Origin of the sequence: Mesorhizobium sp. STM 4661 (assembly GCF_000359125.1) — a bacterium.
Lineage (GTDB): Bacteria > Pseudomonadota > Alphaproteobacteria > Rhizobiales > Rhizobiaceae > Mesorhizobium.
In genome coordinates this window covers 14,134-35,365 of the sequence record NZ_CAAF010000072.1, presented here as the reverse complement: position 1 = coordinate 35,365, position 21,232 = coordinate 14,134, and the positions used below count along the sequence as shown (strand labels likewise).

The 21,232-nt window shown below is 63.2% G+C and carries 19 protein-coding genes; 14 read left to right on the top strand and 5 right to left on the bottom strand.

Features of this window, described 5'->3' with window-relative positions:
• The first annotated feature begins 199 nt into the window (after nucleotides 1-199).
• The 4 genes from MESS4_RS24180 (at nucleotide 200) to MESS4_RS24165 (ending at nucleotide 3,157) form a co-directional block, all read left to right on the top strand.
• Complete coding sequence (locus MESS4_RS24180; RefSeq protein WP_006336700.1) at nucleotides 200-427, top strand: YgjV family protein; 228 nt, start codon at nucleotides 200-202, stop codon at nucleotides 425-427.
• Between the two features lie 23 nt (nucleotides 428-450).
• Nucleotides 451-1,002 carry a GNAT family N-acetyltransferase gene (locus tag MESS4_RS24175; RefSeq protein WP_006336699.1) on the top strand — a complete coding sequence of 184 codons (552 nt, stop codon included), beginning with the start codon at nucleotides 451-453 and terminating at the stop codon, nucleotides 1,000-1,002.
• Nucleotides 1,003-1,027: 25 nt separating this feature from the next.
• Nucleotides 1,028-1,474 carry a hypothetical protein gene (locus MESS4_RS24170; protein ID WP_006336698.1) on the top strand — a complete coding sequence of 149 codons (447 nt, stop codon included), beginning with the start codon at nucleotides 1,028-1,030 and terminating at the stop codon, nucleotides 1,472-1,474.
• A 126-nt stretch (nucleotides 1,475-1,600) separates the two neighbouring features.
• On the top strand, nucleotides 1,601-3,157 hold the full coding sequence (locus tag MESS4_RS24165) for a serine hydrolase (protein WP_006336697.1): 1,557 nt from the start codon (nucleotides 1,601-1,603) through the stop codon (nucleotides 3,155-3,157).
• 122 nt (nucleotides 3,158-3,279) lie between these two features.
• Here the strand turns inward: MESS4_RS24165 and MESS4_RS24160 are convergent, their stop codons facing one another.
• Nucleotides 3,280-4,215, bottom strand: coding sequence for a hypothetical protein (locus tag MESS4_RS24160; RefSeq protein WP_006336696.1), 936 nt, complete (start codon nucleotides 4,213-4,215; stop codon nucleotides 3,280-3,282).
• Nucleotides 4,216-4,819: 604 nt separating this feature from the next.
• Here MESS4_RS24160 and MESS4_RS24155 point away from each other — a divergent pair.
• The 4 genes from MESS4_RS24155 (at nucleotide 4,820) to MESS4_RS24140 (ending at nucleotide 8,218) form a co-directional block, all read left to right on the top strand.
• Nucleotides 4,820-5,953, top strand: coding sequence for a KamA family radical SAM protein (locus tag MESS4_RS24155; RefSeq protein ID WP_006336694.1), 1,134 nt, complete (start codon nucleotides 4,820-4,822; stop codon nucleotides 5,951-5,953).
• 151 nt (nucleotides 5,954-6,104) lie between these two features.
• Nucleotides 6,105-6,485 (top strand): RidA family protein, encoded by a 381-nt coding sequence (locus MESS4_RS24150; protein WP_036242001.1) that lies wholly within the window; start codon nucleotides 6,105-6,107, stop codon nucleotides 6,483-6,485.
• Between the two features lie 144 nt (nucleotides 6,486-6,629).
• Nucleotides 6,630-7,802, top strand: coding sequence for a DNA (cytosine-5-)-methyltransferase (gene dcm / locus MESS4_RS24145; RefSeq protein ID WP_006336692.1), 1,173 nt, complete (start codon nucleotides 6,630-6,632; stop codon nucleotides 7,800-7,802).
• Entirely contained in the window at nucleotides 7,799-8,218 is a 420-nt protein-coding gene (locus MESS4_RS24140) for a very short patch repair endonuclease (RefSeq protein ID WP_036241992.1), read from the top strand. The genes dcm and MESS4_RS24140 overlap by 4 nt, the downstream gene beginning before the upstream one ends.
• Here the strand turns inward: MESS4_RS24140 and MESS4_RS24135 are convergent.
• On the bottom strand, nucleotides 8,177-9,019 hold the full coding sequence (locus MESS4_RS24135; RefSeq protein WP_006336689.1) for a hypothetical protein: 843 nt from the start codon (nucleotides 9,017-9,019) through the stop codon (nucleotides 8,177-8,179). The genes MESS4_RS24140 and MESS4_RS24135 overlap by 42 nt on opposite strands.
• Nucleotides 9,020-9,454: 435 nt before the next feature.
• Between MESS4_RS24135 and MESS4_RS24130 the strand changes: the two genes are divergently transcribed.
• Both MESS4_RS24130 and MESS4_RS24125 read left to right on the top strand, forming a co-directional pair.
• Nucleotides 9,455-9,832, top strand: a complete 378-nt coding sequence (locus tag MESS4_RS24130) for a nuclear transport factor 2 family protein (RefSeq protein ID WP_006336688.1) — start codon at nucleotides 9,455-9,457, stop codon at nucleotides 9,830-9,832.
• A 198-nt stretch (nucleotides 9,833-10,030) separates the two neighbouring features.
• A complete protein-coding gene (locus tag MESS4_RS24125; RefSeq protein WP_036241991.1) occupies nucleotides 10,031-11,692 on the top strand; it encodes an FAD-dependent oxidoreductase in 1,662 nt (553 codons plus the stop codon).
• A 208-nt stretch (nucleotides 11,693-11,900) separates the two neighbouring features.
• On the opposite strand, the gene MESS4_RS24120 is transcribed toward MESS4_RS24125, so the two are convergent.
• Together MESS4_RS24120 and MESS4_RS24115 are read right to left on the bottom strand one after the other, a co-directional pair.
• A complete protein-coding gene (locus MESS4_RS24120) occupies nucleotides 11,901-12,827 on the bottom strand; it encodes a DMT family transporter (protein WP_036241990.1) in 927 nt (308 codons plus the stop codon).
• Nucleotides 12,828-13,406: 579 nt separating this feature from the next.
• Nucleotides 13,407-15,149, bottom strand: a complete 1,743-nt coding sequence (locus MESS4_RS24115; protein ID WP_006336685.1) for an adenylate/guanylate cyclase domain-containing protein — start codon at nucleotides 15,147-15,149, stop codon at nucleotides 13,407-13,409.
• Between the two features lie 533 nt (nucleotides 15,150-15,682).
• On the opposite strand from MESS4_RS24115, the gene minC reads away from it, so the two are divergent.
• Genes minC through minE form a run of 3 tightly spaced genes read left to right on the top strand, consistent with a single transcriptional unit; the run spans nucleotide 15,683 to nucleotide 17,533 of the window.
• Entirely contained in the window at nucleotides 15,683-16,420 is a 738-nt protein-coding gene (gene minC, locus MESS4_RS24110; RefSeq protein WP_006336683.1) for a septum site-determining protein MinC, read from the top strand.
• A gap of 28 nt (nucleotides 16,421-16,448) precedes the next feature.
• Nucleotides 16,449-17,264: a septum site-determining protein MinD gene (gene minD, locus MESS4_RS24105; RefSeq protein ID WP_006336682.1), complete on the top strand. Its 816-nt coding sequence runs from the start codon at nucleotides 16,449-16,451 to the stop codon at nucleotides 17,262-17,264.
• On the top strand, nucleotides 17,261-17,533 hold the full coding sequence (minE, locus tag MESS4_RS24100) for a cell division topological specificity factor MinE (RefSeq protein WP_006336681.1): 273 nt from the start codon (nucleotides 17,261-17,263) through the stop codon (nucleotides 17,531-17,533). Before minD ends, minE begins: the two co-directional genes overlap by 4 nt.
• Before the next feature lie 1,573 nt (nucleotides 17,534-19,106).
• Here minE and yghU read toward each other — a convergent pair.
• Entirely contained in the window at nucleotides 19,107-19,973 is an 867-nt protein-coding gene (yghU, locus tag MESS4_RS24090; RefSeq protein WP_036242000.1) for a glutathione-dependent disulfide-bond oxidoreductase, read from the bottom strand.
• Nucleotides 19,974-20,235: 262 nt separating this feature from the next.
• Between yghU and MESS4_RS24085 the strand changes: the two genes are divergently transcribed.
• A complete protein-coding gene (locus MESS4_RS24085) occupies nucleotides 20,236-21,138 on the top strand; it encodes a S1C family serine protease (protein ID WP_006336678.1) in 903 nt (300 codons plus the stop codon).
• Nucleotides 21,139-21,232: the final 94 nt, after the last annotated feature.

Here is a 21,232-nt window from a genome sequence, read left to right as displayed (position 1 = left end):
GTCGCGGCCGGCCAGGGCGACGCCTTGGGGTTCGCCGCTCGGCCGAGCGCCCATGGCGGATAGATCAATTTAGTTCAGCATATCGCTGAAATCATGTCACTGGATTCAGGAACAACAAACGCCGATAGGAGCGCCAACGTCCGATGCAGGACCGCTTGGCCCGGCGGCGTGCGACCCCGAACAACACAAGAGATGCGACATGTGGATCGAAGCGATCGGCTTCCTCGGAAGCCTGTTCACCGTGCTCACCTATTCGATGAAGGAAATGCTCTGGCTGCGCGTTGCGGCGCTCATGAGCTGCCTGGCCTTCTTGGCCTATGGCACGCTGATCGGCAGCCTGCCGCTCATCCTGATGGAGCTGACGCTGCTGCCGATCAACGCCTGGCGGCTCTTCGAGCTCATCAAGCCGAGGCTTACCCAGAACTGAAAACACAGACGAGGAACCTAGACATGCTTGACCTACGCATGCTTGAGAAGAACACCACCGTCATCAGGCCGGCAACCGGCAAGGAACTTCCGGACCTTTCGGTCATCATCGCGACAGCGTTCGAGACCTATCGGGGCGCGATCCCGGACCGGGCGCTCTCTAGATATATCGCCCTCTCCGCCGATCTCGACCAGCACAAGGGCCGCGGCGACATCATGGTGCTTGAAAGCGCCGGCAAGGTCGTCGGCAGCGTCGTCTACTATCCGAAGGCTGGTGACGAAGGGCTCGGACTGCCGGCGGGCTGGGCAGGCATCCGCACGCTCGCCGTGCATCCGTCAGCACGCGGGCGTGGCTTTGGCCGCAGCCTGATCGAATATTGCATCGAGCGCGCGCGCCGGGAGGGTCATGGGACCATCGGCCTGCACACCGCGGAGTTCATGAAGCATGCCGTCGCCCTCTATCGGGCGCTCAGCTTCGGGCGCTGCCCGCAATATGATTTGTGGGCCTCGGACATCCTCAATATCGATTCCGCCAGCGAGGACATCCTGGTCACCGCATACAAACGCACGCTCTGACAATTTCTTCGAATGGAATTTTGCCATGCAAGCTGAACTCTATCTCCTGACCTGGGCGGTGATCTCGTTCTGGGGGCTGGGCCAGATCTGGCTCATCCAGATCGTCGTCTATCCGCTCTTCGCCAAGGTCGGCGCGCCGGACTATGTGCGCTACCACCGCTTCTATTCGAGCCGCATCCCGCTGCCGATCATCCTGCCCGGCTTCGCCAGCTTCCTGCTGCCGATCGCGCTGGCCTTTTACGGACCGGTGGTGCCGGCGTGGATGACGGCCGCCAACATCGCGCTCGGCATTGCCGGGCTGCTGGTGACGGTTCTGCTCGAAATCCCGCGGCATGGCGTCCTCGAAAAGACCGGCAAGAACGACGAGACGATCGACGAGCTGATCCGCTACAACTGGCCGCGCACGGCCTCGATTACGCTCCAGGCGGCTGTCACCATGGCCATGCTGACGCATGTGTTCGGGGTGAGTTGATGCATCGGCCACAACGCGTTGGCCATGGCATCCATTGACGGATCGCAAGCCGGTTGTCAGGCTAGGTTCCCCTGCGTCAGGCCCGGGCATGGCCGTGTGCATGCAGGCGATCCGAGGGGCTCGATCATGCGACTGAACCGGACTCTCCGCCCTTGGCGGATTTGGGCCTTCACCGCCGTCGTGGGGCTTTGGCCTTATGCGGCGTCGGCCGACGACATCGCGCCCGATCGCATGGCCGCCGCGCTTTCGAAGCTCGAAGCGCTCGCCGAAGGCGTCGTCGCGGATGGCGGGGTGCCTGGTCTCGCCATCGGCGTCGTCCATGACGACAAGGTGGTCTTCCTCAAGGGGTTCGGGCATCGCGAGGCCGGCAAGCCGGAGACGGTCGACGCCGACACTGTGTTCCAGATAGCCTCGCTGTCCAAGCCGGTCTCGGCCACGATCGTGGCGGCGCTGGTCAGCGAGGGCATCGTTTCGTGGGACGCGAAGATCGCCGATCTTGATCCGGCCTTTCGGCTCGCCGGTCCCTATCCGACCAGCGAACTGACGGTCCGCGACCTGTTCTCGCACCGCAGCGGACTTCCCGGCACCGCCGGCGACGACCTCGAGAGCATTGGCTACGACCGCTCGGAGATCCTGCGCCGGCTTCGCTTCGTGCCGCCATTGTCGAGCTTTCGCGCCGGCTATTCCTACAGCAATTTCGGCCTGACCGAAGGCGCGACGGCGGCGGCGAAGCCGACAGGCAAGCCCTGGGAGGAAATCGCCGAGGAGAAGCTTTACCGTCCGCTGGGAATGGCCTCGACCAGCTCGCGTTACGCGGACTTCCTCAAGCACGCCAACCGCGCCGAACTGCACGTCAAGGCCGATGGCGTCTGGGCCGCGAAGATCAAGCGCGATGCGGATGCGCAGGCGCCGGCGGGCGGTGTCAGCTCCACGGCACGCGATCTCTCGCAATGGGTGCGCCTGGTGCTCGGCAACGGCCTCTATGACGGCAAGCCGCTGATAGCCGCCGACGCGCTGGCTGAGACGCATGTGCCCTTGATGACGCGGGGCAGGAACCCGGTCTCAGGCAGCGAGTCCTTCTACGGCCTTGGCTGGAATGTCGAATTCGGCCGGCACGGCCTGAGCTGGGGCCATGCCGGCGCCTTCAGCGTCGGCGCCCGCACGCTGGTGACGCTCTTTCCCGAGGAGAAGCTTGGCATCGTGATTGTCGCCAACGCCTTTCCGACGGGCGTGCCGGAAGGGCTGTCCGAGAGCTTCGCCGATATGGTCTTCGACGGAAAGGTCGAGAAGGACTGGGTCAAGGCATGGGACGATGCCTATGCGAGCCTGTTCGGCCCGGCGGTCGCGGCGGCCAAGGCCACCTATGCCGCGCCGCCGTCTCCCGCAAGCGCTGCCAGGCCGGCCAGCGTCTATACGGGCCGTTATTTCAATGACTTCATCGGTGATGCGGTTGTGTCGGGTGAAGGAGACGGCCTTGTGCTCAAGGTCGGGCCGGGCGGCGCACGGTCCTATTCGCTGGAGCATTTCGACCGCGACATGTTCCTGACCTATCCGGACGCCGAGACGCCGGACGCGCCGTCCGGCGTGAGCTTCGTTCTCGGCCCAGACGGCAAGGCGTCGGCCATGACGGTGGAATTTCTCGACGGCAACCATCTCGGCACGCTCGCGCGCGTCGGCGATTAACCACAGATAGAGCGGGGTGCATATTGGATTGAACGGTGCATCCCGCTCTATCTGTTTGTCTTGGCCGCATTTGTGCGACGCCAAGTGATCCACTTGGCTGCAAAATGCTCTGGGCGGCCGGTTCAGGATGCCGGGCCGAACTGGAGCAATTTGAAGCAATCGCCGCTGCCTGACGTCATCTGCGTCAGGACGGGTTTTGCCCGATCGATCCATTCCTGATGCGATCTGGCGTCGGCTTCGATCGCCTCGACCGGCGCCAGCTTGACGAAGCCGCGCCTCTGGCTGAACAGCCAGCAGGCGCGGGCGAGAAACCGCCTGCTGCGCCAGCGCAGCAAGTCGGCGTCATAGAAGATGTCGAGCGCCTCCTGCTTGATCCTGCGCTGCTTTTCGGGATTGGTGACCGCGACCTCGACCGGCTCGCCGCCGATCGCGTCCTGCAGGTCCTTGTAGTCCAGCGCGATCTGCGTTGTGGCGTATTTGATGTCGCTCTCGTCGCGCACGAGGTTGAACCACAGCGTCGGGTTGAGCTCATTGACGACGAACGACGATTCGAAATCGCGCGACAGATTGAGAATATCGAAGCCCTGAACATCGACATCGCGCTCGACCAGCAGGATCTGGGAGACCTGTTTGGCGAGCGCGGCGCCTTGGGCGCCGACCGCGGCGTTGTTGCCGCCGAGTTCCGGGCCGACATAGGGGCCGCCTTGATCCAGCAGTTCGTCGAATTCGCCAAGCGATCCGGCGACGGCGCTGCCGCGGGCAATGCGCGCCGCCAGTTTGGCCAGAACCTGCTGTAGCTCCGTCTCACGTCTGCGCTGGTCCTGATAGTTCTGCTGGAAAAAGAAGATGAACAGGGAAATGCCGATGCCGATCAGGATGACGCCGAGCTGGGAAAAGATGTTGCGATAATATTCCAGCAGCTTTTCACGATGGCGCACATCGTCGCGCACGCTGTGCGCCACCCAAAGATTGACGATCAAGGACAGGACCAGCAGCCCGGCGCCAATCAGGATGAGGCCGCCGATGAGCAGGTAGCCATGGCCCGCGTTGAAATCCATGTCTTGCCAAGTCCCCTGGAGCTCTTCCCTAATGGCAGATTAATACCATTGCGTTCAAGCGCCTATGGGTTCGTGGGGTGTGCAAGGTCGGAGGTAATCCGGCAAGCGACGGAAGCGGTTTCTGGTCCGGCCGAATTTCCAAGACTACATGTTGCAACCTGTTTTATCAGCATAAATAACATGCTGTAAGCTGTTGAAGTAGGCGATCGCACATACTGCTGGCGTTTGGGAGATAGGCGATAGCAGGGACGGCGCTGAAGCTGCCAATCTCCCCCCTTGTGGGGGAGATGCCCGGCAGGGCAGAGGGGGGCGCTGTCCCTCTGACCTCTCTCAATTTATCGCTATGCTTCCTCGGGGTTATTCTGCCGCATTGGTTCAGAGCGTCCCTTGCGCGTTCAGAAGATGCGCAGCGCTCCAGCCCGGTCGCGGATGGAACCAGGTTGGCGTTCCTTCGCGCCCCCCTCTGTCCTGCCGGACATCTCCCCCACGAGGGGGGAGATCGGCAGCTTCAGCGCTGCGCGCGCGCCTTCCCGTCATCCAGCAACGCTTATTGCCTTCAAGGCCCGGCTCCGATGTTGTATCGAGCAGCCCAAAGGAGCTTTCGATGACTTCTGAACTCAACACCCCTGACGCGGTCGACCACGAACGTGACGCCGCTTGGCAGAACGATATCCGTCAGTGGCAGGACGATGTCCGCCAGGGCGTGCGGCATGTTCGCGATCTCGCTGCGCTGCCGCTCTCACCAGCCGAGCGCGCGGCGGCGCAAGCCGCGGCGGCGCGCCACAAGGTGCGTATCCCAAAAACCTATCTCGACCTGATCGACTGGAACGACCCGGCCGATCCGATCCGGGCGCAGGTCATCCCGTCGCCGCGGGAGCTGGTGGAAGCGGAGGGCGAGCTCGACGATCCGATCGCCGACGATGAATTCAGCCCGGTGCCGCGCCTGACGCATCGCCATGCCGACCGGGTGCTTTTGTTCCCGACCTATCAATGCGCGGTCTATTGCCGGTTCTGCTTCCGCAAGGAGACGCTGACCTCGATCGGCCGGGGTTATTCGCAGGGCGCGCTGGAGCCGGCCTTCGCCTATATCGCAGCGCATCCCGAAATTCGCGAGGTGATCCTGACCGGCGGCGATCCGCTCTCCCTGCCGGACAAGGCGCTGGCCGAAATCCGCACCCGCATCGAGGCTATCGCGCATGTGCGGCTGCTGCGCATCCACACGCGCGTGCCGGTGGCGCTGCCCTCGCGCATCACGGCCGGACTGGTCCGCTCCCTGCAAGGCAGGCTGATGGTCAGCGTCGTCACCCATTTCAACCATCCGCGCGAGATCACTGACGCCACCGAGCAGGCCTGCCGCACCTTGCGGCAAGGCGGCTTCGTGCTGCTCAACCAGAGCGTTCTGCTCAAAGGCGTCAACGACACGGTCGAGGCGCTGGAGGAGCTGTGCCGCGAGCTGATGTATCGGCTGGGCGTCAAACCCTATTACCTGCACCATGGCGACCTCGCGCGCGGCATGGCGCACCGGCGCACCACCATTGCCGAAGGCCAGGCGCTGGTCGCCGCGCTGCGCCAGCGCCTGTCCGGCATCTGCAACCCCGTCTACGTGCTGGACCTGCCCGACGGCGGCGGCAAGGTGCCGATCGGGCCGTGCCATGTCGAGGGACGGGATGGGGAGAGCTGGCGGATACGCGGGCAGGACGGGGCGGTGAGGGTGTATGCGGAGGTTGTGGGGGAGTAGCAGAGACCGTGGCGCACCGGCGCAGCTGAGGCGGGAGCCCGTCGCTTTCGAGCCTGTCGCCAATTCGGCCAAGGGTGTTCGCCCTCCGGTCGACTTGATTGTTGTCGACATCAGGCGCAAGCAGACAATCACCAGAAGGAGGAGCATCGCCATGCCACGGACCATTGTATCTGGTGATGATCTCCCCAAAGCCCCACCCGCTTACAGTCACGCGGTAAAATGTGCGGGGCTGGTGTTTGTCTCCGGGACCGCCGCCTACGACGCGGCAACGGGCATGATTGTGGGCGAGACGATACAAGAGCAGACAGCGCAGGCCCTGCGCAATATCGCGGCAATTCTGAAAGCCGCCGGAACGACGCTCGACAAGGCTGTCAGTGCCACCGTCATCCTCGCCGACGAGGATGACTTCGCAGGCATGAACGAAGAATGGCTGAAGTGGTTTCCGACCGATCCGCCAGCACGGCAAGGAGCCAAGCTCCCCGTCCGCATCCCTAGGCTCAAGATATCAATCGCCATGATCGCCGAGGCGTAATTCTCGTCGTTCCGCAAAAAGAACGGGCGGTCGGTATGTTCTTCGCATTCAGGCTAGATTTATTGTAAAGAACAAAATAGGAACTTTGCAGGTTGCCGATTCGGCGCTACGATGGCGAATGCGGACAGCATCGGAGGGTAAAGCGTGAAGGTTGTGGGATTGTTCGCGGGCATCGGAGGGTTGGAGCGCGGGCTCGCGGCGTCGGGACACGAAACCAGCTTGCTATGCGAAATCTGGGAGCCTGCGCGTGCAGTTCTGGCGGCCAAGATGCCCCAGGTACCCTGCGAGCGAGACATCTGTAATTTGAAAGCACTGCCCTGCGAGGCCGATCTCTTGGTGGGCGGTTTCCCCTGTCAGGATCTCAGTCAGGCTGGCCTGACAAAGGGCATCGGTGGCGCACGGTCGGGTCTCGTCGGCGAGGTATTTCGTTTGCTGGACGGGAGGCGCGTGCCTTGGGTCGTCCTAGAAAACGTGTCGTTTATGCTCCAGCTTGATAAGGGCCGCGCCATGCGTATCCTCATCGATGCGTTCGAAGAGCGGGGCTATAGGTGGGCTTATCGGGTCGTGAACAGCCTCGCCTTTCTGCCGCAGCGTCGTGAGCGGGTGCTGTTCGTTGCGACGACGACAGACGTCGACCCCGCTTCGGTGATTCTCGCCGATGAAGCCGAGCCCAGATTGGCTGCAACAGATCTAGATGCTCGGGCTCATGGTTTTTATTGGACCGAGGGTGTCCGTGGCCTCGGTTGGGCACCCGACGCGATCCCGACGCTCAAGAATGGTTCGACCATTGGCATCGCCTCTCCACCGGCAATCTTATTGCCCTCGGGCGATGTGATCACGCCCGACATTCGCGATGCCGAGAGGTTCCAGGGATTTCCCGAAAATTGGACGAAGGCTGCAGAAGGTGTCGGTCGAGCTTCGCTGCGCTGGTCGCTGGTCGGGAACGCGGTCTCGGTGCCGGTCGCCAAATGGCTGGGAAGCCGTCTGGCCAAGCCGGGGGTGTACGACGCTGGCCGGGACAACGATCTTCCGAGCAATGGCCGCTGGCCAAAGGCGGCCCGCTTCGACGGCGTGCGTAGATATGCGGTCACCATCAACGCCTACCCGCAGTGGAAGACACGATCCGCCCTGACCGAATTCCTTCGTCATGACGGCAAGCCCTTGTCGGCCCGTGCAACGCGCGGGTTTCTCTCTCGGACCGAGCGCGCAGTCTTGCGTTTCGCGGATGGCTTCCAGGATCGCTTACGCGGTCATCTTTGCAGAATGGAAACGCCCGAGAGCGTGAACGATATGGAACTCGCCGTCGCTGCAGAATGAAGGTACCGTCGCTTGATTTGACGACCTCGGCACGGATGGCTGGGATCAGGCAGAAGGGCACGAAGATCGAGACCCAAGTCGCGACCGTCCTTCGCGAGCTGGGCCTGCACTATCGCAAGAACGTCAAACGCCTGCCTGGAAGCCCGGACTTCGCGAACGGTTCCCGACACTGGGCCGTTTTCGTCAATGGCTGCTTCTGGCACCATCACACCGGCTGCCATAGGGCAACGGTGCCAAAATCGAACACTAAGTTCTGGACGTCCAAGTTTCGCGCCAACCGGCAGCGGGACGCCTATGCAATAGTTGAGCTCCGACGAGAAGGCTTCAAAGTCGTCGTCGTCTGGGAGTGTCAGATCGAGTGCATCCGGGAGAAGTTAGGCCAAATCCTTGAAGCGGGTCGCGTAAATCCCAGATAGGCGCGCTATCATCGTGTCGTAGTAGTAGATGTCGCCATGCTGCGGCGCCGGAGGGCTTTTGATCAGTTTAACCAACGATCCGTCGTTGGGCATATCGACGACTACGATGGATAGCGCGTCATAGCCGACATCGCCGGCCTTTGATCGACGTGGTAGTTGCTTGATCTTGTCGATTGCGAGCTGGGCGTCACGTGGCTGTTTGTGCTGGCTCCAGTCTGGGTCAGTCACTCGGTTCTTCTTGTTGAGATCGGGACTGAGATAATGATCGGCGATATTCACCATAGTGAAACCGACCGCGATCGCTTGGTCGCTCGAGCCGTGAACCGTGAGGTGCGAGGAATTCAATTCGTCGTATAACCGGGGGAGGGCGCGCTGATGGGCCGTCATGCATGCCTTGGCTTCGAGGGCCATGACCACCGATCCGACCGGCGCCCTCCCGAGTGTCGGCAGTCCATCGAGGACCGCACGTTCGGCATCGGTCAATGCGATATCGTATCCAGCGGCGATGCTCGCCAGCGTGTCGCCCGTGGCAACACCGCTCGGCGTGCAGAGGACGAGATCGAGGTTCTTCGTTCGATCGTGCACGAAGTCCCGCATCTCATGATTGATGCCGAAACATACGACGCCGGCCTCGACATGCCTACGCAACAAAGGCGTCGATGAAAGAAGATCGAAGATCACGCCCCAGCAGGCGACCTTGGAATGGTGATCACTACGCGAATGGTATTGCCAGAGATTGCCAGACTTGTCACGGCGTGTGCTCGACGACAGCGTTCGAACGAGAATTTCCGGTCCGTGCATTCGCGCTCTTACGCCTCTTGGAACTGCGCGACGACCATGGTCAGCACCGTTCTCCCTTCATTCCAGATCGAAGGTTTGAGGTCACATTGTCGAAAGAGTCAATGGTGCCTGCATGCCGACCGTGCCCTCCTAGGAGTACCAGCCTGCCTGCTAGCGCCGATCCTCGCGGCCCGCTTACCGCTCTACCTCTAGCCATCACCACAACTTAGCCAGCCATAGCAACCCCGCCACCGACACCCCCAGCATATCGCGGATGATCTTCCTGATGCTTTCGTGGTCGTTCAGGTTCGGAACGGCTCGGCCGGGTTCCGGGCTGCTCTAGCGGACGCACATTCACTTTATACCGCGCAGAACATATGTTGCTCGCTCAACTGGCCACGCTCGCCAGTAACTTCGATTGCACAGGGGTCATCCAGACGCCCCAAAGGAACCGCCATGTCGATCCGCGATGACTTGCAGGGTCTCTGGAACATCTACGTCGCCGCCTATCGGACTGGCGATGCCGCTGGTTGCGCGGCATTGTTTGCCGAGGATGCGGAATTGCATTCGCCCTATGCGCCGCCGGCTCGTGGCCGCGCCGCGATTGAGGCGCTGCATCGCGTCTGGACCCAGGATGGCGGCGGCGCTGACAAGCAGCTCACCATCGTAAAGGCCAGCGGCTCCGGCGACCTGGCGTGGAGCTTGGCCGTCTATTCGGAAGGCGAGGCAGCGGGTGAGGGCACATCACTTACCGTCTTCGAGCGACAGGCCGGCGGAAACTGGTTGATTCGCATGTGCAGCCTGAACAGCAGCGATCCTCATACAGGCGGCTGAGGCTGCCGAGCCTTCTCGCCGGCCCGGGTCAAGAGGCCTGCCAATCCATCAGCGTTCGAGCAGCGACTCGCAGGCAGAGCCTGCCTTTCGCCGCGCGGCCATGTCAGGGCCTACCTCCATCCACCAAAACAAAACCCTTCCCATTTCCCATTGATCCGCACCCCAAAAATCCGCTAACTGCCTGCCGCGAGGGGTGCCATGCTGACAGTTGATGAAGTGGGAGCGATCCCGTTGTTTTCGGGGTTGCCGGCGGGCGAGCTGGAGCGGCTGGCGCGGACGGCGGCGGACCTGCATCTCAGCGCCGGCGAGTTCGCGGTGCACGAGGGCGGCGAGGCCGCGCTGTTTGCGGTTCTGGCCGGCAAGATCGAAGTCGTGAAGACTTTCGACGGCATCGAGCGGACGCTGGGCTGGCGGTTGCCGGGAACGATCTTCGGCGAGGTGCCGATCGCGCTGGGCTCGGGTTTTCCGGGCGGCTACCGCGCCGCCGAGCCGTCGCGCGTCATGCGCCTCGAACTCCAGCAATATTATTCTCTCGCCGCGGTCTCGAAGGACGTGGCGCAGAAGGTCAGCGCGCTGGCGCGCGAGCGGATGGGCGGGCTGCAGAGCATCACCGCCGAGCCGCAGAAGCCGCGCGTCACACTGGTCGGCCATCGCTGGGACACGGCGTGCGGGGAGCTGCGCCGGTTCCTGGCCCGCAACCAGATCTCGTTCAACTGGCTGCTGCCCGATACGGCGGATGCCGAGGCGTTCTGGTCCGCTTCAGGCCGGCCGGCGTTCGATGGGCCCGTCGCCCGGCTGGCGGATGGCGAGATCATGGAAAATCCGGCGGTGCGCGAGCTTGCCATTCGCCTCGGCCTGCAGACGCGCCCGCGCGGCACCGAATATGATGTCGCCATCGTCGGCGGCGGGCCGGCCGGCCTGGCGGCTGCGGTGTATGGCGCGTCGGAGGGGCTGCGCACCATCGTCGTCGAGCGCGAGGCGCCGGGCGGACAGGCCGGCACTTCGTCGCGCATCGAGAACTATCTCGGTTTTCCCGGCGGCATTTCCGGCGATGAGCTGGCCAGCCGCGCGCTGCAGCAGGCGCGGCGGCTGGGCGCCGAGATCCTGGTCACCCGCGCGGTCGCCGGCATCGATACGGCCACGCATGATCTCCATCTCGACGGCACCGATGTGGTGCGGGCGCGCAGCCTCATCCTGGCGACCGGCGTGACGTGGCGCCGGCTCGGCATAGACGGGTTCGACCGGCTGATCGGCAAGGGCGTCTATTACGGCGCGGCGCGCAGCGAGGCCAACGCCACCCACGGGCAGGACGTCTATCTGATCGGCGCCGGCAATTCGGCCGGCCAGGCGGCGCTGCATTTTTCCGGCCATGCGCGCAACGTGACGCTGCTGGTGCGCGGCCCGTCGCTTGCCGACAGCATGTCGCACTATCTGATCGAGCAGCTTCGGGCGAAATCGAACGTCAAGGTTCGGCTGCGCGCGGAAGTCCAGGCGGTGCATGGCGACACCCACCTGACGGCGATCGATATTCTCGACAAGACAACCAGCGAGGCGAGCCGGCACGAATGCGGAGGGCTGTTCGTCTTCATCGGCGCCAATGCGGAGACCGAATGGCTGCCGGCCGATGTCGTGCGCGATCAACGCGGCTACGTGCTGACCGGCGACGATGTGAAGAAGGCCGGCGGCTGGTCGCGGGAGCGCGACCCCTATCTGCTCGAAACCAGCGCGCCCGGAATCTTTGCCTGCGGCGACGTGCGGCTGAGCCCGGTCAAGCGGGTTGCCTCGGCCGTCGGCGAGGGCAGCATGGCGATCGCCTTCGTCCACCAGTATCTGGCGCATGAGGAGAAGGCCCGCCGCTAAGGCTTTCGCTCTATGATGTATCCACCCCTGACCCTCCCCAAAAAAGGTCCCTTGTGGGGAGGCCGTCGCGTTTTACGATTTCCCCCTCTCCGTCTCGGCTTCGCCGAGACGGAGAGGGGGCTTCGTGCTTCCATATGCGATTACCCTACGCGCAAGCCGCAGGGCGCCTTTGCGGGACCTGCCTCAGCCCGGCGCAGCGAGACGTTCCTCAGATTGTCGCCTCGATTGGCTCGGCCAGTTTCGGGTTTGCACGCATGGCGATCAGGCAGCCGGCGATGATCAGGCATGCCCCTGTCAGCGTGGTCCAGGTAACCGCCTCGTCGAAGATGAGCCAGCCCAGCGCTACCGCCCAGATGAAGGCCGAATATTCCGTCGGGATCAGATATTGCGCTTCGGCGCGGGCGTAGGACCAACTCATCAGGAATTGGCCGATAAGCGACAGCGCCGTCACCCCGGCCAGGGGAAGCCAGAGATTGGTCGGCAGCGCCACGGCGAGCCATGGCGCGGCGAGGCCGAGGATGATTGCAATGGCGAGGTTCTGGAAGAACATGATCTCGATTGGCTTGGCCAACAGCGCCTGTTGCCGGGCGAGCACCAGATTGTAGGCGTAGAACACCGTCGATACGAGCACGGCTGCCGTGCCAAGCACGGCGTCTTGCGAATAGCTTGCCCGTCCAAACTGACCGGCCATTATTATCGCAACGCCGGCGATGCCGGCCATCGACGCCCAGATCGCCTGCCGCCGGATGCGTTCGCCCAGCAACAGCGCGGCGAGGAAGAGGGCGAACAAGGGCGCGATGAAGCTGAGCCCGATCGCCTCCGCCAGCGGCAGCCTCGCAAGACCCCAGAAGAAACACAGTATGACGATGCCGACGATCACGGCGCGCAGCGCATGCAGCCCCAGCACCGGAATGGTCGGCAGCGAGCGCGGCCCCGCCGACCAACCCGCGCCCGCGACCAAAGTCGCCAGCATGCTGCGCCACAGCACAGTGTTGTAGACGCCTACGGCGATAACCAGGACCTTCATCGCCACATCCATCGCGGACAACAGGAAGATCGCGAGCGCGCATATGAGCACCGGGATCGTCGGGGAAACGGCGCCTGTCAGGCTCGAAGTTTTCACGGCGTAACTCATGTGACGGATTGCAGCCGGATATCCCAGGGCAAACGGCATGACCAGATGGCAGCCCCGTCGACATGCCGGTCCAATGCGGACAGGCCGGGAGCGTTGTGGCACGGAGTTGTGGCGGCACTTGCGGGGGCACGGACTTTCGAACCCCCGCACCTCTCGCAGGGCGCGCCATTTCGCGGTCCGCAAAATCTGCTTATCAACCCTCAGCAGACCCCTCACAGGTAAAGCGCGCATGACTGCTTCGCGCCGCATTCAGGCCGTTCGCTCACCACTTCCGATTTCCTGAAAGCTGCCAGTCGGCTTGCTAAGTAAGTGCGACCGGTATGGGGTGGAATGCGGAACGGCAACTTTTGGGGAGCAAATCGCGCAAACAGATATTCGGCTCGAGTGGTGTGATGTCCCGGTCTGGCCCGATCCGGTATTGCCGCCAAATCGCGGAAACGTCTCGAAACCCTCGTGAAGCAGGCATTCGGCATCGGTTGGCTGCCGACGGCGAAACGAGGCTCGCGGGAGTACTTCAAGCCGGTCGGCAGAACGACGCCAGAGAGTTCGACAAGACCTGCTGCGGGAACGTGAACCAAGTCACGCCGGCAATCCGGCTTTGATGAGCCCTTCGCGGAGAAGCTCCCGGTCTTCTGCACGTTCAAGCAGAACGTCGCGGCGAAAGAACTCAGCGATTGTGAAGTCTGGCTTCTGCAGCAGGATCGCTGCTTTCTGGGCTTCGGCCTCCGCAGTGCGTCCCAATTGGCCGTAACAGGCCGCGAGCCGCGCTCGCGACCAATAGCCCGGGGTTGGTATTCGCTTGAGTGCCTGCGCGGCCTCTGCGTAGCGCTTGAGGGAGTACAGCGCGATCCCAAGTCGAACGCCATACCAGATTGGTTGGAATGGGTTGAGGCGCATTGCCTCCTGCATCCAGCCCAGCGCTTCCTCGAGTTTCCCACGCAGGGCCAGCAGGTAGCCCAATCCCATTAGTCTGTCGGCGTCGTTCGGGTTGAGTTCGAGGGCCCGGCGGTAATGGTATTCGGCGGCATCGTAGTCTCGACGATATAGCCATATGAGCGCCAGCACGCGATGACAACTACTCTCCTGCGGGTCCAATTCAAGCGCGTGCGAAGCTGTCGCGAATGCCGCATCAAGAACTTCGGGCGGGGTGGCGGCTGATCCATGCAGTGCGAGAGAGGCGTTAACCAGATTGGCGTGCGCCAAGGCATATTGCGGATCGAGCGCCACGGCCCGCTCGAACATTTCGTATGCCTTCCGATTGTCATCCTCGCCGAAGCCCCTGAAGTGGGCCAAGCCGCGTAGAAGACAGTCATAGGCTGCGAGGCTTGCAGGCGGTCTCCGAAGCGACTTCTGAAGGCTCGCATCTTGAATACGTCCGACCAGAGTGGAGACGATTGTCCGAGCAACCTCCTCCTGCACTGCGAATATGTCTTCGAGACCGCGATCGTAACGGTCGGCCCAGATGTGCATACCGGTATCAGCCTCCAGCAGTTGGGCCGTGACACGAACGCGCTCGCCAGCCCTGCGTATGCTCCCCTCAAGGAGGTACGCCACCCCGAGCTGTCGTCCGATCTCGGCGAGGCTGGTCGGCTTGCCGCGAAAGGCGAATGACGAGTTGCGCGCCACGACAAAGAGCGAACGGAAGCGGGAAAGGCCGGTGATGATGTCTTCGGTGACGCCGTCGCTGAAGTAGGTCTCCTCGGGCTGGCCGCTCAGATTGTCGAAGGGAAGCACTGCAATCGACGGTCTGTCCGGCATGGGCAGTAGCGCACCCGAGGCTGCGGGGTTCGTCGGGGCCTCGGACCATCGCCAGACGCGAACCGGCTGCGCGATGTTCTTCAGCGTGCGCTCGCCGGCATCCTCGAAAGCAAGATCAGTCTTGCCGGCCAACTGCTTCTGCGCAGCGTCGGAGATGCAAATGCTCCCAGGTTCCGCCAGTGCCTCAAGCCGTGCCGCGATGTTCACGCCATCGCCGAGCAGGTCACCGTCCTCTACGACAACGTCACCGACGTTGATGCCGATGCGGAACGCGATGCGGCTCTCGGGCGGGACCTCCCGCTGATGCGCGGCCGTCCCTTCCTGCATGGCGACAGCACAGGCCACGGCCTCGACAACGGAGCCAAACTCCACGATTGCGCCATCGCCCATCAGTTTAACAATACGGCCCCTATGGTCTGCGATCAGCGGGTCTATGACCTGCGAGCGAAGCGCCTTGATCGCGCTGAGCGTACGCGCCTCATGCGTTTCGATCAGGCGTGAATAGGCAACGATATCGGCGGCCATGATCGCGGCGAGCCGCCGCTCCGCCCGAACAATTGGCATAAGATGCCTTCCTGCGTATAGCTAACAGGTGACTGCTTCAATCTTCGCAGCTTCAACGACGGCCAGCAATAGAAACGGTGGTGGACATCAAGTAGCGGCCAGCCCTCAGCCTCCCTACCGTACCTCAGAACGGAGCCGCGGTGCGGTGCGGCATCTGGCGTCCAGGCGGCGAACCGCAAGGGATGCGCTGCTGGCCATCGGCCAAATGGTTCAATGACGCCTAGCGTGAAACCAGCCATTCGGACTACCCGCGCCGAATGCTGCTGATAGCGCAAAGCGGTCCGCATCACGCTGGGTACAAATCGTCGGCTTTTGGTTGAGGGCAGGGAGCGAGTTTACGTCTGAGATGGGTTCGTTCAACGGCCGAAAGTCGACGTCAGACTATCTGCGCGGCAACGACCGCTTCTTGTGCTGAGCGCCTGCTTGCTCTTGTCGCAACGCGCCATTTCGCGAGGCCACAAAACACCCTCCGTTAACCTTTCGTTAACCATGCCTGGCCTAGCGTTTAACCACTCAGTAAGGATTCGCCGCCAGTGACCTTTGCCGCCCCCCTCGAGGCCAAATCCATCCGCTTTCGCGCCCGCTCCTTCGTCGCCTTCACGCTGACGCCGGAGGCGCCGCTTTCGGAGTGGCTGGAGAGCCTCGACCGCTGGATCGGCAACTCGCCGGGCTATTTCACCGGCCGCCCGGTGGTGCTCGATCTCAACACGCTGAAGCCCGAAGTGAGCCAGATCGAGACGCTGGTCGTCGAGCTCGGCCATCGCGGCATCCGCATCTACGCCATCGAGTTCGACGGCGGTCCGGCGCTTGGACACCACCTGCCGCCGGCGCTGATCGGCGCCAAGGAGGCGACATCGGACGGACTGCTGGCCGGCGCCAAGGCTGCGGCGGGCAAGCCGGATGAGGCGAAGGCGGACGAAGGCAAGGAGACGAGGCTCGGCGGCGACACACTGATGGTCAAGACGCCGATCCGCTCGGGCCAGTCGGTGTTCCACGCGCATGGCGATGTCATCGTGCTGGGCTCCGTCGCCTCCGGCTCCGAGATCGTCGCCTCCGGTTCCATCCATGTCTACGGCACGCTGCGCGGGCGCGCTTCGGCCGGCGTGCTTGGCAATTCAGCGGCGCGCATCTTCTGCCGCAAGAACGAAGCCGAATTGCTGTCGGTGGACGGCTGGTACTGCACCGCCGAGGAGATGGAACCGTCCGTGCGCGGCAAGGCGGTCCAGGCATTTCTCGACAACGACACGCTGCGCATCGCGACGCTCGGCTGACAAGACAACAACAAAGGAGGCATTTTTCATGGGCAAGGTAGTGGTGGTCACGTCGGGCAAGGGGGGCGTCGGCAAGACGACCTCGACGGCGGCACTGGGTGCTGCGGTCGCCAAGACCGGCAAGAAGGTGGCCCTTGTCGACTTCGACGTCGGCTTGAGGAATCTCGACCTGATCATGGGCGCCGAGCGGCGCGTGGTGTTCGACCTGGTCAACGTCATCCAGGGCTCGGCAAAACTCTCGCAGGCGCTGATCCGCGACAAGCGGGTCGAGACGCTGTTCCTGCTGCCGGCCTCGCAGACGCGCGACAAGGATGCGCTGACCGAGGAGGGCGTCGGCGAGGTGATCGAGCGGCTGCGCTCGGTGTTCGACTATGTCTTCTGCGACAGCCCGGCCGGCATCGAGCGCGGCGCGCAGCTGGCCATGCGCTTTGCCGACGAGGCGGTCATCGTCACCAACCCGGAAGTCAGCTCGGTGCGCGATTCCGACCGCATCATCGGCCTGCTCGACGCCCGCACCTTGAAGGCCGAGCAGGGCGAGCAGATTATCAAGCACGTGCTGGTCACCCGCTACGACGCGGCGCGCGCGGCGCGCGGCGAAATGCTCAACATCGACGATGTGCTGGAGATCCTGTCGACGCCTCTCTTGGGCATCATCCCCGAGAGCCAGGACGTGCTCAGGGCCTCCAACCTCGGTTCGCCGGTGACGCTCAGCGAACCGCTGAATTCCGCCGCCCGCGCCTATATCGACGCGGCCAAAAGGCTCGAAGGCGAGGACTTGCCGGTCGTCGTGCCGTTCGAGCGCAAGGGCTTCCTCGACCGGCTGTTGGGAAGGAGGGCGGCATGAACCTGCTCGAACTCTTCAAGCGGCGCGGCAGCGCGCCGGTGGCGCGCGAGCGGCTGCAGGTGCTGCTCGCCTATGAGCGCCGCAGCCGCAGCCAGCCCGATCTGGTTTCCATCCTGCGCGAGGAGATCATGGCGGTCATCGCCAAGCACGTGCAGATCGACCAGGATTATTTGCAGGTCTCGATGGATCGCGGCCAGACGATGTCGACGCTGGAGATCGACATCCAGATCCCCAACAAGAGCGCCGCCCCGCTGGCCATGTCGGCCTGAGCCGCGCTTTTGCACGCCTGATTTTTGGCGGGGCGCCGGCCCCGCCTCGACCAGTTCGATCCATGGGCCGGGCCGCAGCGGCGCCCCATTTGCCCCAAACTATCGAAATGTCTTGAAGCCCATTAACCAATAGACCTGATGGTCTAGACCTGATCCTGGCAGTTGGGCGTGGACTTGTTCGGTTCTTGGAACGTGCATTGGACGTTCCGTTACTTTAGCCAATCAATATATATCTCTCTGATACTTATGGGCTAGGGGTGTTGAGATTCAGTCGGCCCGCAAACGGCAAGTTTTTTGCACTTCCGGTACCGACACCAATTGTCGATCTCGGCGCCGCCTCTCAACCCCCTGCCGGCACCACAGACATTCGCGATTGGCCGAAGCCTCCCCAACTTCGTCATCAACTCTGAGGAATCGAGGCATCTCTTAGCCCTGGGCGGAGCAGGAGCGAAGCTCCGTCGCGGAGACCCTGGGATCCATGCCGTGACCTTGACCGAAGAGTGCGGCGGAGCAGAATTCAGCACCGCAGCAGCGCTCCAAAGTCACGGCATGGATCCTGGGGTCTGCGCCGCGTCGCTTCGCTCCTTGCTCCGCCCCAGGATGACGAAGCGATGGGCGTTTCCGCTGATTGCCAAGGCATACGCAAAGCAAGCACATCCGACCCGTCAGGCTTGCCGGCAGGTTGACAAATCTGCCGGGCAGGGGCTTGGCTCGCGTCCGCACGAGACTTTGCGCGCTTGTGAGGAGATATCATGGCAGTCAACGATTCCGGATCGCCTCGCGTGATCCTTTTGCTTGGCAGCGCGCCCGATGTGGTGCGCTGCGCGGCCTGGCCAAGGCAGGCCTTCAGCAAGATCGTCGCCATCAACAACGCCTGGCGCGTGCGGCCCGACTGGGATTTCCTGGTCCATGCCGGCGATTTTCCGCCGGACCGGCTGCCCCGGGGCGACGTCCTGCGGCAGGCGCAGATCTTCAGCGCCGCGCATTATGTGCCGGCGCAGAACGCCTTCGGCGGCTTCGTCTATGCCGGCGGCACGATGGCGATGACGGCGGCCTACTGGACGATCCACAGCCAGAAGCCCGACGTGCTGGCGTTCCTCGGCTGCGACATGATCTACGACCAGCCCGGCAACACGCATTTCTACGGCATTGGCCGCGCCGATCCGCTGCGTGACGACCCGACGCTGCGCAATCTCGAGGCCAAGTCGGCGCGGCTGCTCGTCCAGGCGCTCAGGCGCGACTGCCTGTGCATCAACCTGTCCAACCTGCCGCGCAGCCGGCTGATCTTCCCGAGACTGACAGTCGATGAATTGAGCGGCCTTTCCCATTCGAGGATTGCCGAGATGAAAGCGGAGATCCTTGCCGGCATCGAGCTCGACAAGGCCGAGAAGGCCGAAGAGATCGAACAGGATCTGGGCTATTTCTACGAGGACGGTATGTACTGGAAGCATCTCGACGAGATCGACGAGATGTATCTGGCCGACATCGACCGGTTGTGGATGGCCGCTGTCGAGACAGGGCTGACGAAGTTGCCGATCTCCCCCACGAGGGGGGAGATCGGCAGCTTCGCCGCTCACTCCGCCGCCAGCTTGTCCTGCGTCCTGGTGTCGAAATCGCTGGCGTCGTGGCGCTCGTGCAGCTGCATCGCGGGTTCGCCGAAGGCGCGGTTGACCATGCGTCCGCGCTGCACAGCCGGCCGCGCGTCGATGGCGTCGGCCCAGCGCTGGACATGTTTGTACTCCTGGACCGACAGGAACTCGCCAGAGTCATTGTACATGCGGCCCTTGGCCAGACCGCCATACCAGGGCCACACCGCCATGTCGGCGATGGTGTAGTCGGTACCGCCGAGATATTCGCTTTCGGCCAGCCGCCGGTCGAGCACGTCCATCTGGCGCTTCACCTCCATGGCGAATCGGTCGATGGCATATTCGATCTTTTCCGGGGCATAGGCGTAGAAATGGCCGAAGCCGCCGCCGAGATAGGGGGCCGAGCCCATCTGCCAGAACAGCCATGACAAGGTCTCGGCGCGTGCCGGCTGCTCGGTCGGCAGGAATTCGCCGAATTTCTCGGCGAGATAGACCAGGATCGAGCCGGATTCGAAGACGCGGATCGGCTTCTTGCCGCCGCGGTCCATCAGCGCCGGGATCTTGGAGTTGGGATTGACCTCGACGAAGCCGCTGCCGAACTGGTCGCCGTCGTTGATGCGGATCAGCCAGGCGTCGTATTCGGCGCCGCCGTGGCCGAGCGCCAGCAGCTCCTCCAGCATGATCGTCACCTTGACGCCGTTCGGCGTCGCCAGGGAATAGAGCTGCAGCGGATGCTTGCCGACCGGCAGTTCCTTGTCATGCGTCGGGCCTGATATCGGCCGGTTGATGCTGGCGAAGGCGCCGCCATTCGGCTTGTTCCAGGTCCATACTTTCGGCGGTGTGTATTCGGTCATCTCGGGAGGCCTTTTTTTGGCGAGGAGGGGTTGGACAGTCAGCATGCGCGATGGGAGCAGGAGGTCGGTCTGCACTTGCATACAAATAGCGCGGGCCGCAGAAAGTTCAACTTGCGTTGAACTATTGTCGATGCCGTTGCAGGTTCCTCCTTCTCCCGCAAGGGAGAGAAGGGAAGTCTGCCCTTGCGCCTGACCATGCGCGCCATACCTATAGAGGATACCGGGCCCTGCCGGCCCTCATGATCATTGCCGGGACAAAAGCATGCCTATCGATACCATCTTGCGCTCCGTCGTGGCGGTGCGCGCCTCAATTCCGGAAGATGCCTTCACCGCCAATGCGCTGGGCACCAGCCGGGAAGGCAGCGGCGTGGTCATCCGCGACGATGGGCTGGTGCTCACCATCGGCTATCTCATCACCGAAGCGGAAGAGGTCTGGCTGACCAGCCATGACGGTCGCGTGGTGCCTGCGCATGCGCTCGCCTACGACCAGGAAACCGGCTTCGGCCTGGTGCAGGCGCTGGCTCCGCTCGGCCTGCCCGCGGTGGCTCTCGGCGACGCGGCCAAGGCCGGTATCGGCGATCCGGTCCTGCTCGCCGACGGCGTCGGCCGCTCGGTCAGGGCGCATATCGTCACCAAGCAGGAATTCGCCGGCTATTGGGAATATCTGCTGGACGAGGCGATCTTCACCGCGCCGGCGCATCCGTCCTGGGGAGGTGCTGCCCTCATCGGACAGGATGGCAGCCTGCTCGGCATCGGCTCGCTGCTGCTGCAGATGAGCCGCAATGGCGAGGTCGCCGATATCAACATGGTCGTGCCGATCAACCTTCTGCCGCCGATTCTCGACGATCTCCTGACGCGCGGCCAGGTCGCCAAGCCGCCGCGCCCCTGGCTCGGCGCCTTCTCGGCCGAGAGCAATGGCGAGGTCGTGGTCATGAGCGTCGCCGAAGGCGGCCCGGCGGCCCAGGCCGGCCTGCGCCAGGGCGACATCATCTCGGATGTTAGGGATGGCGAAGTCGACGGTCTGGCCGATTTCTATCGCAAGCTGTGGCAGAATCCGGCCGGCGCGGAGATCCCGCTACGGGTGGTGCGCGACGGCCGCGAAACCTGGCTGCGCGTGAAATCCGCCGACCGCAACAGCTTCTTGAAGAAGCCGCATTTGCAGTAGGGTAAGGAGATAGATGGGAGAGGCCGAGGGGCAGGCGCGCCCCTCTGTCCTGCCGGGCATCGCCTCCCTCAAGGGGGAGAATGCTCGCGCGAAG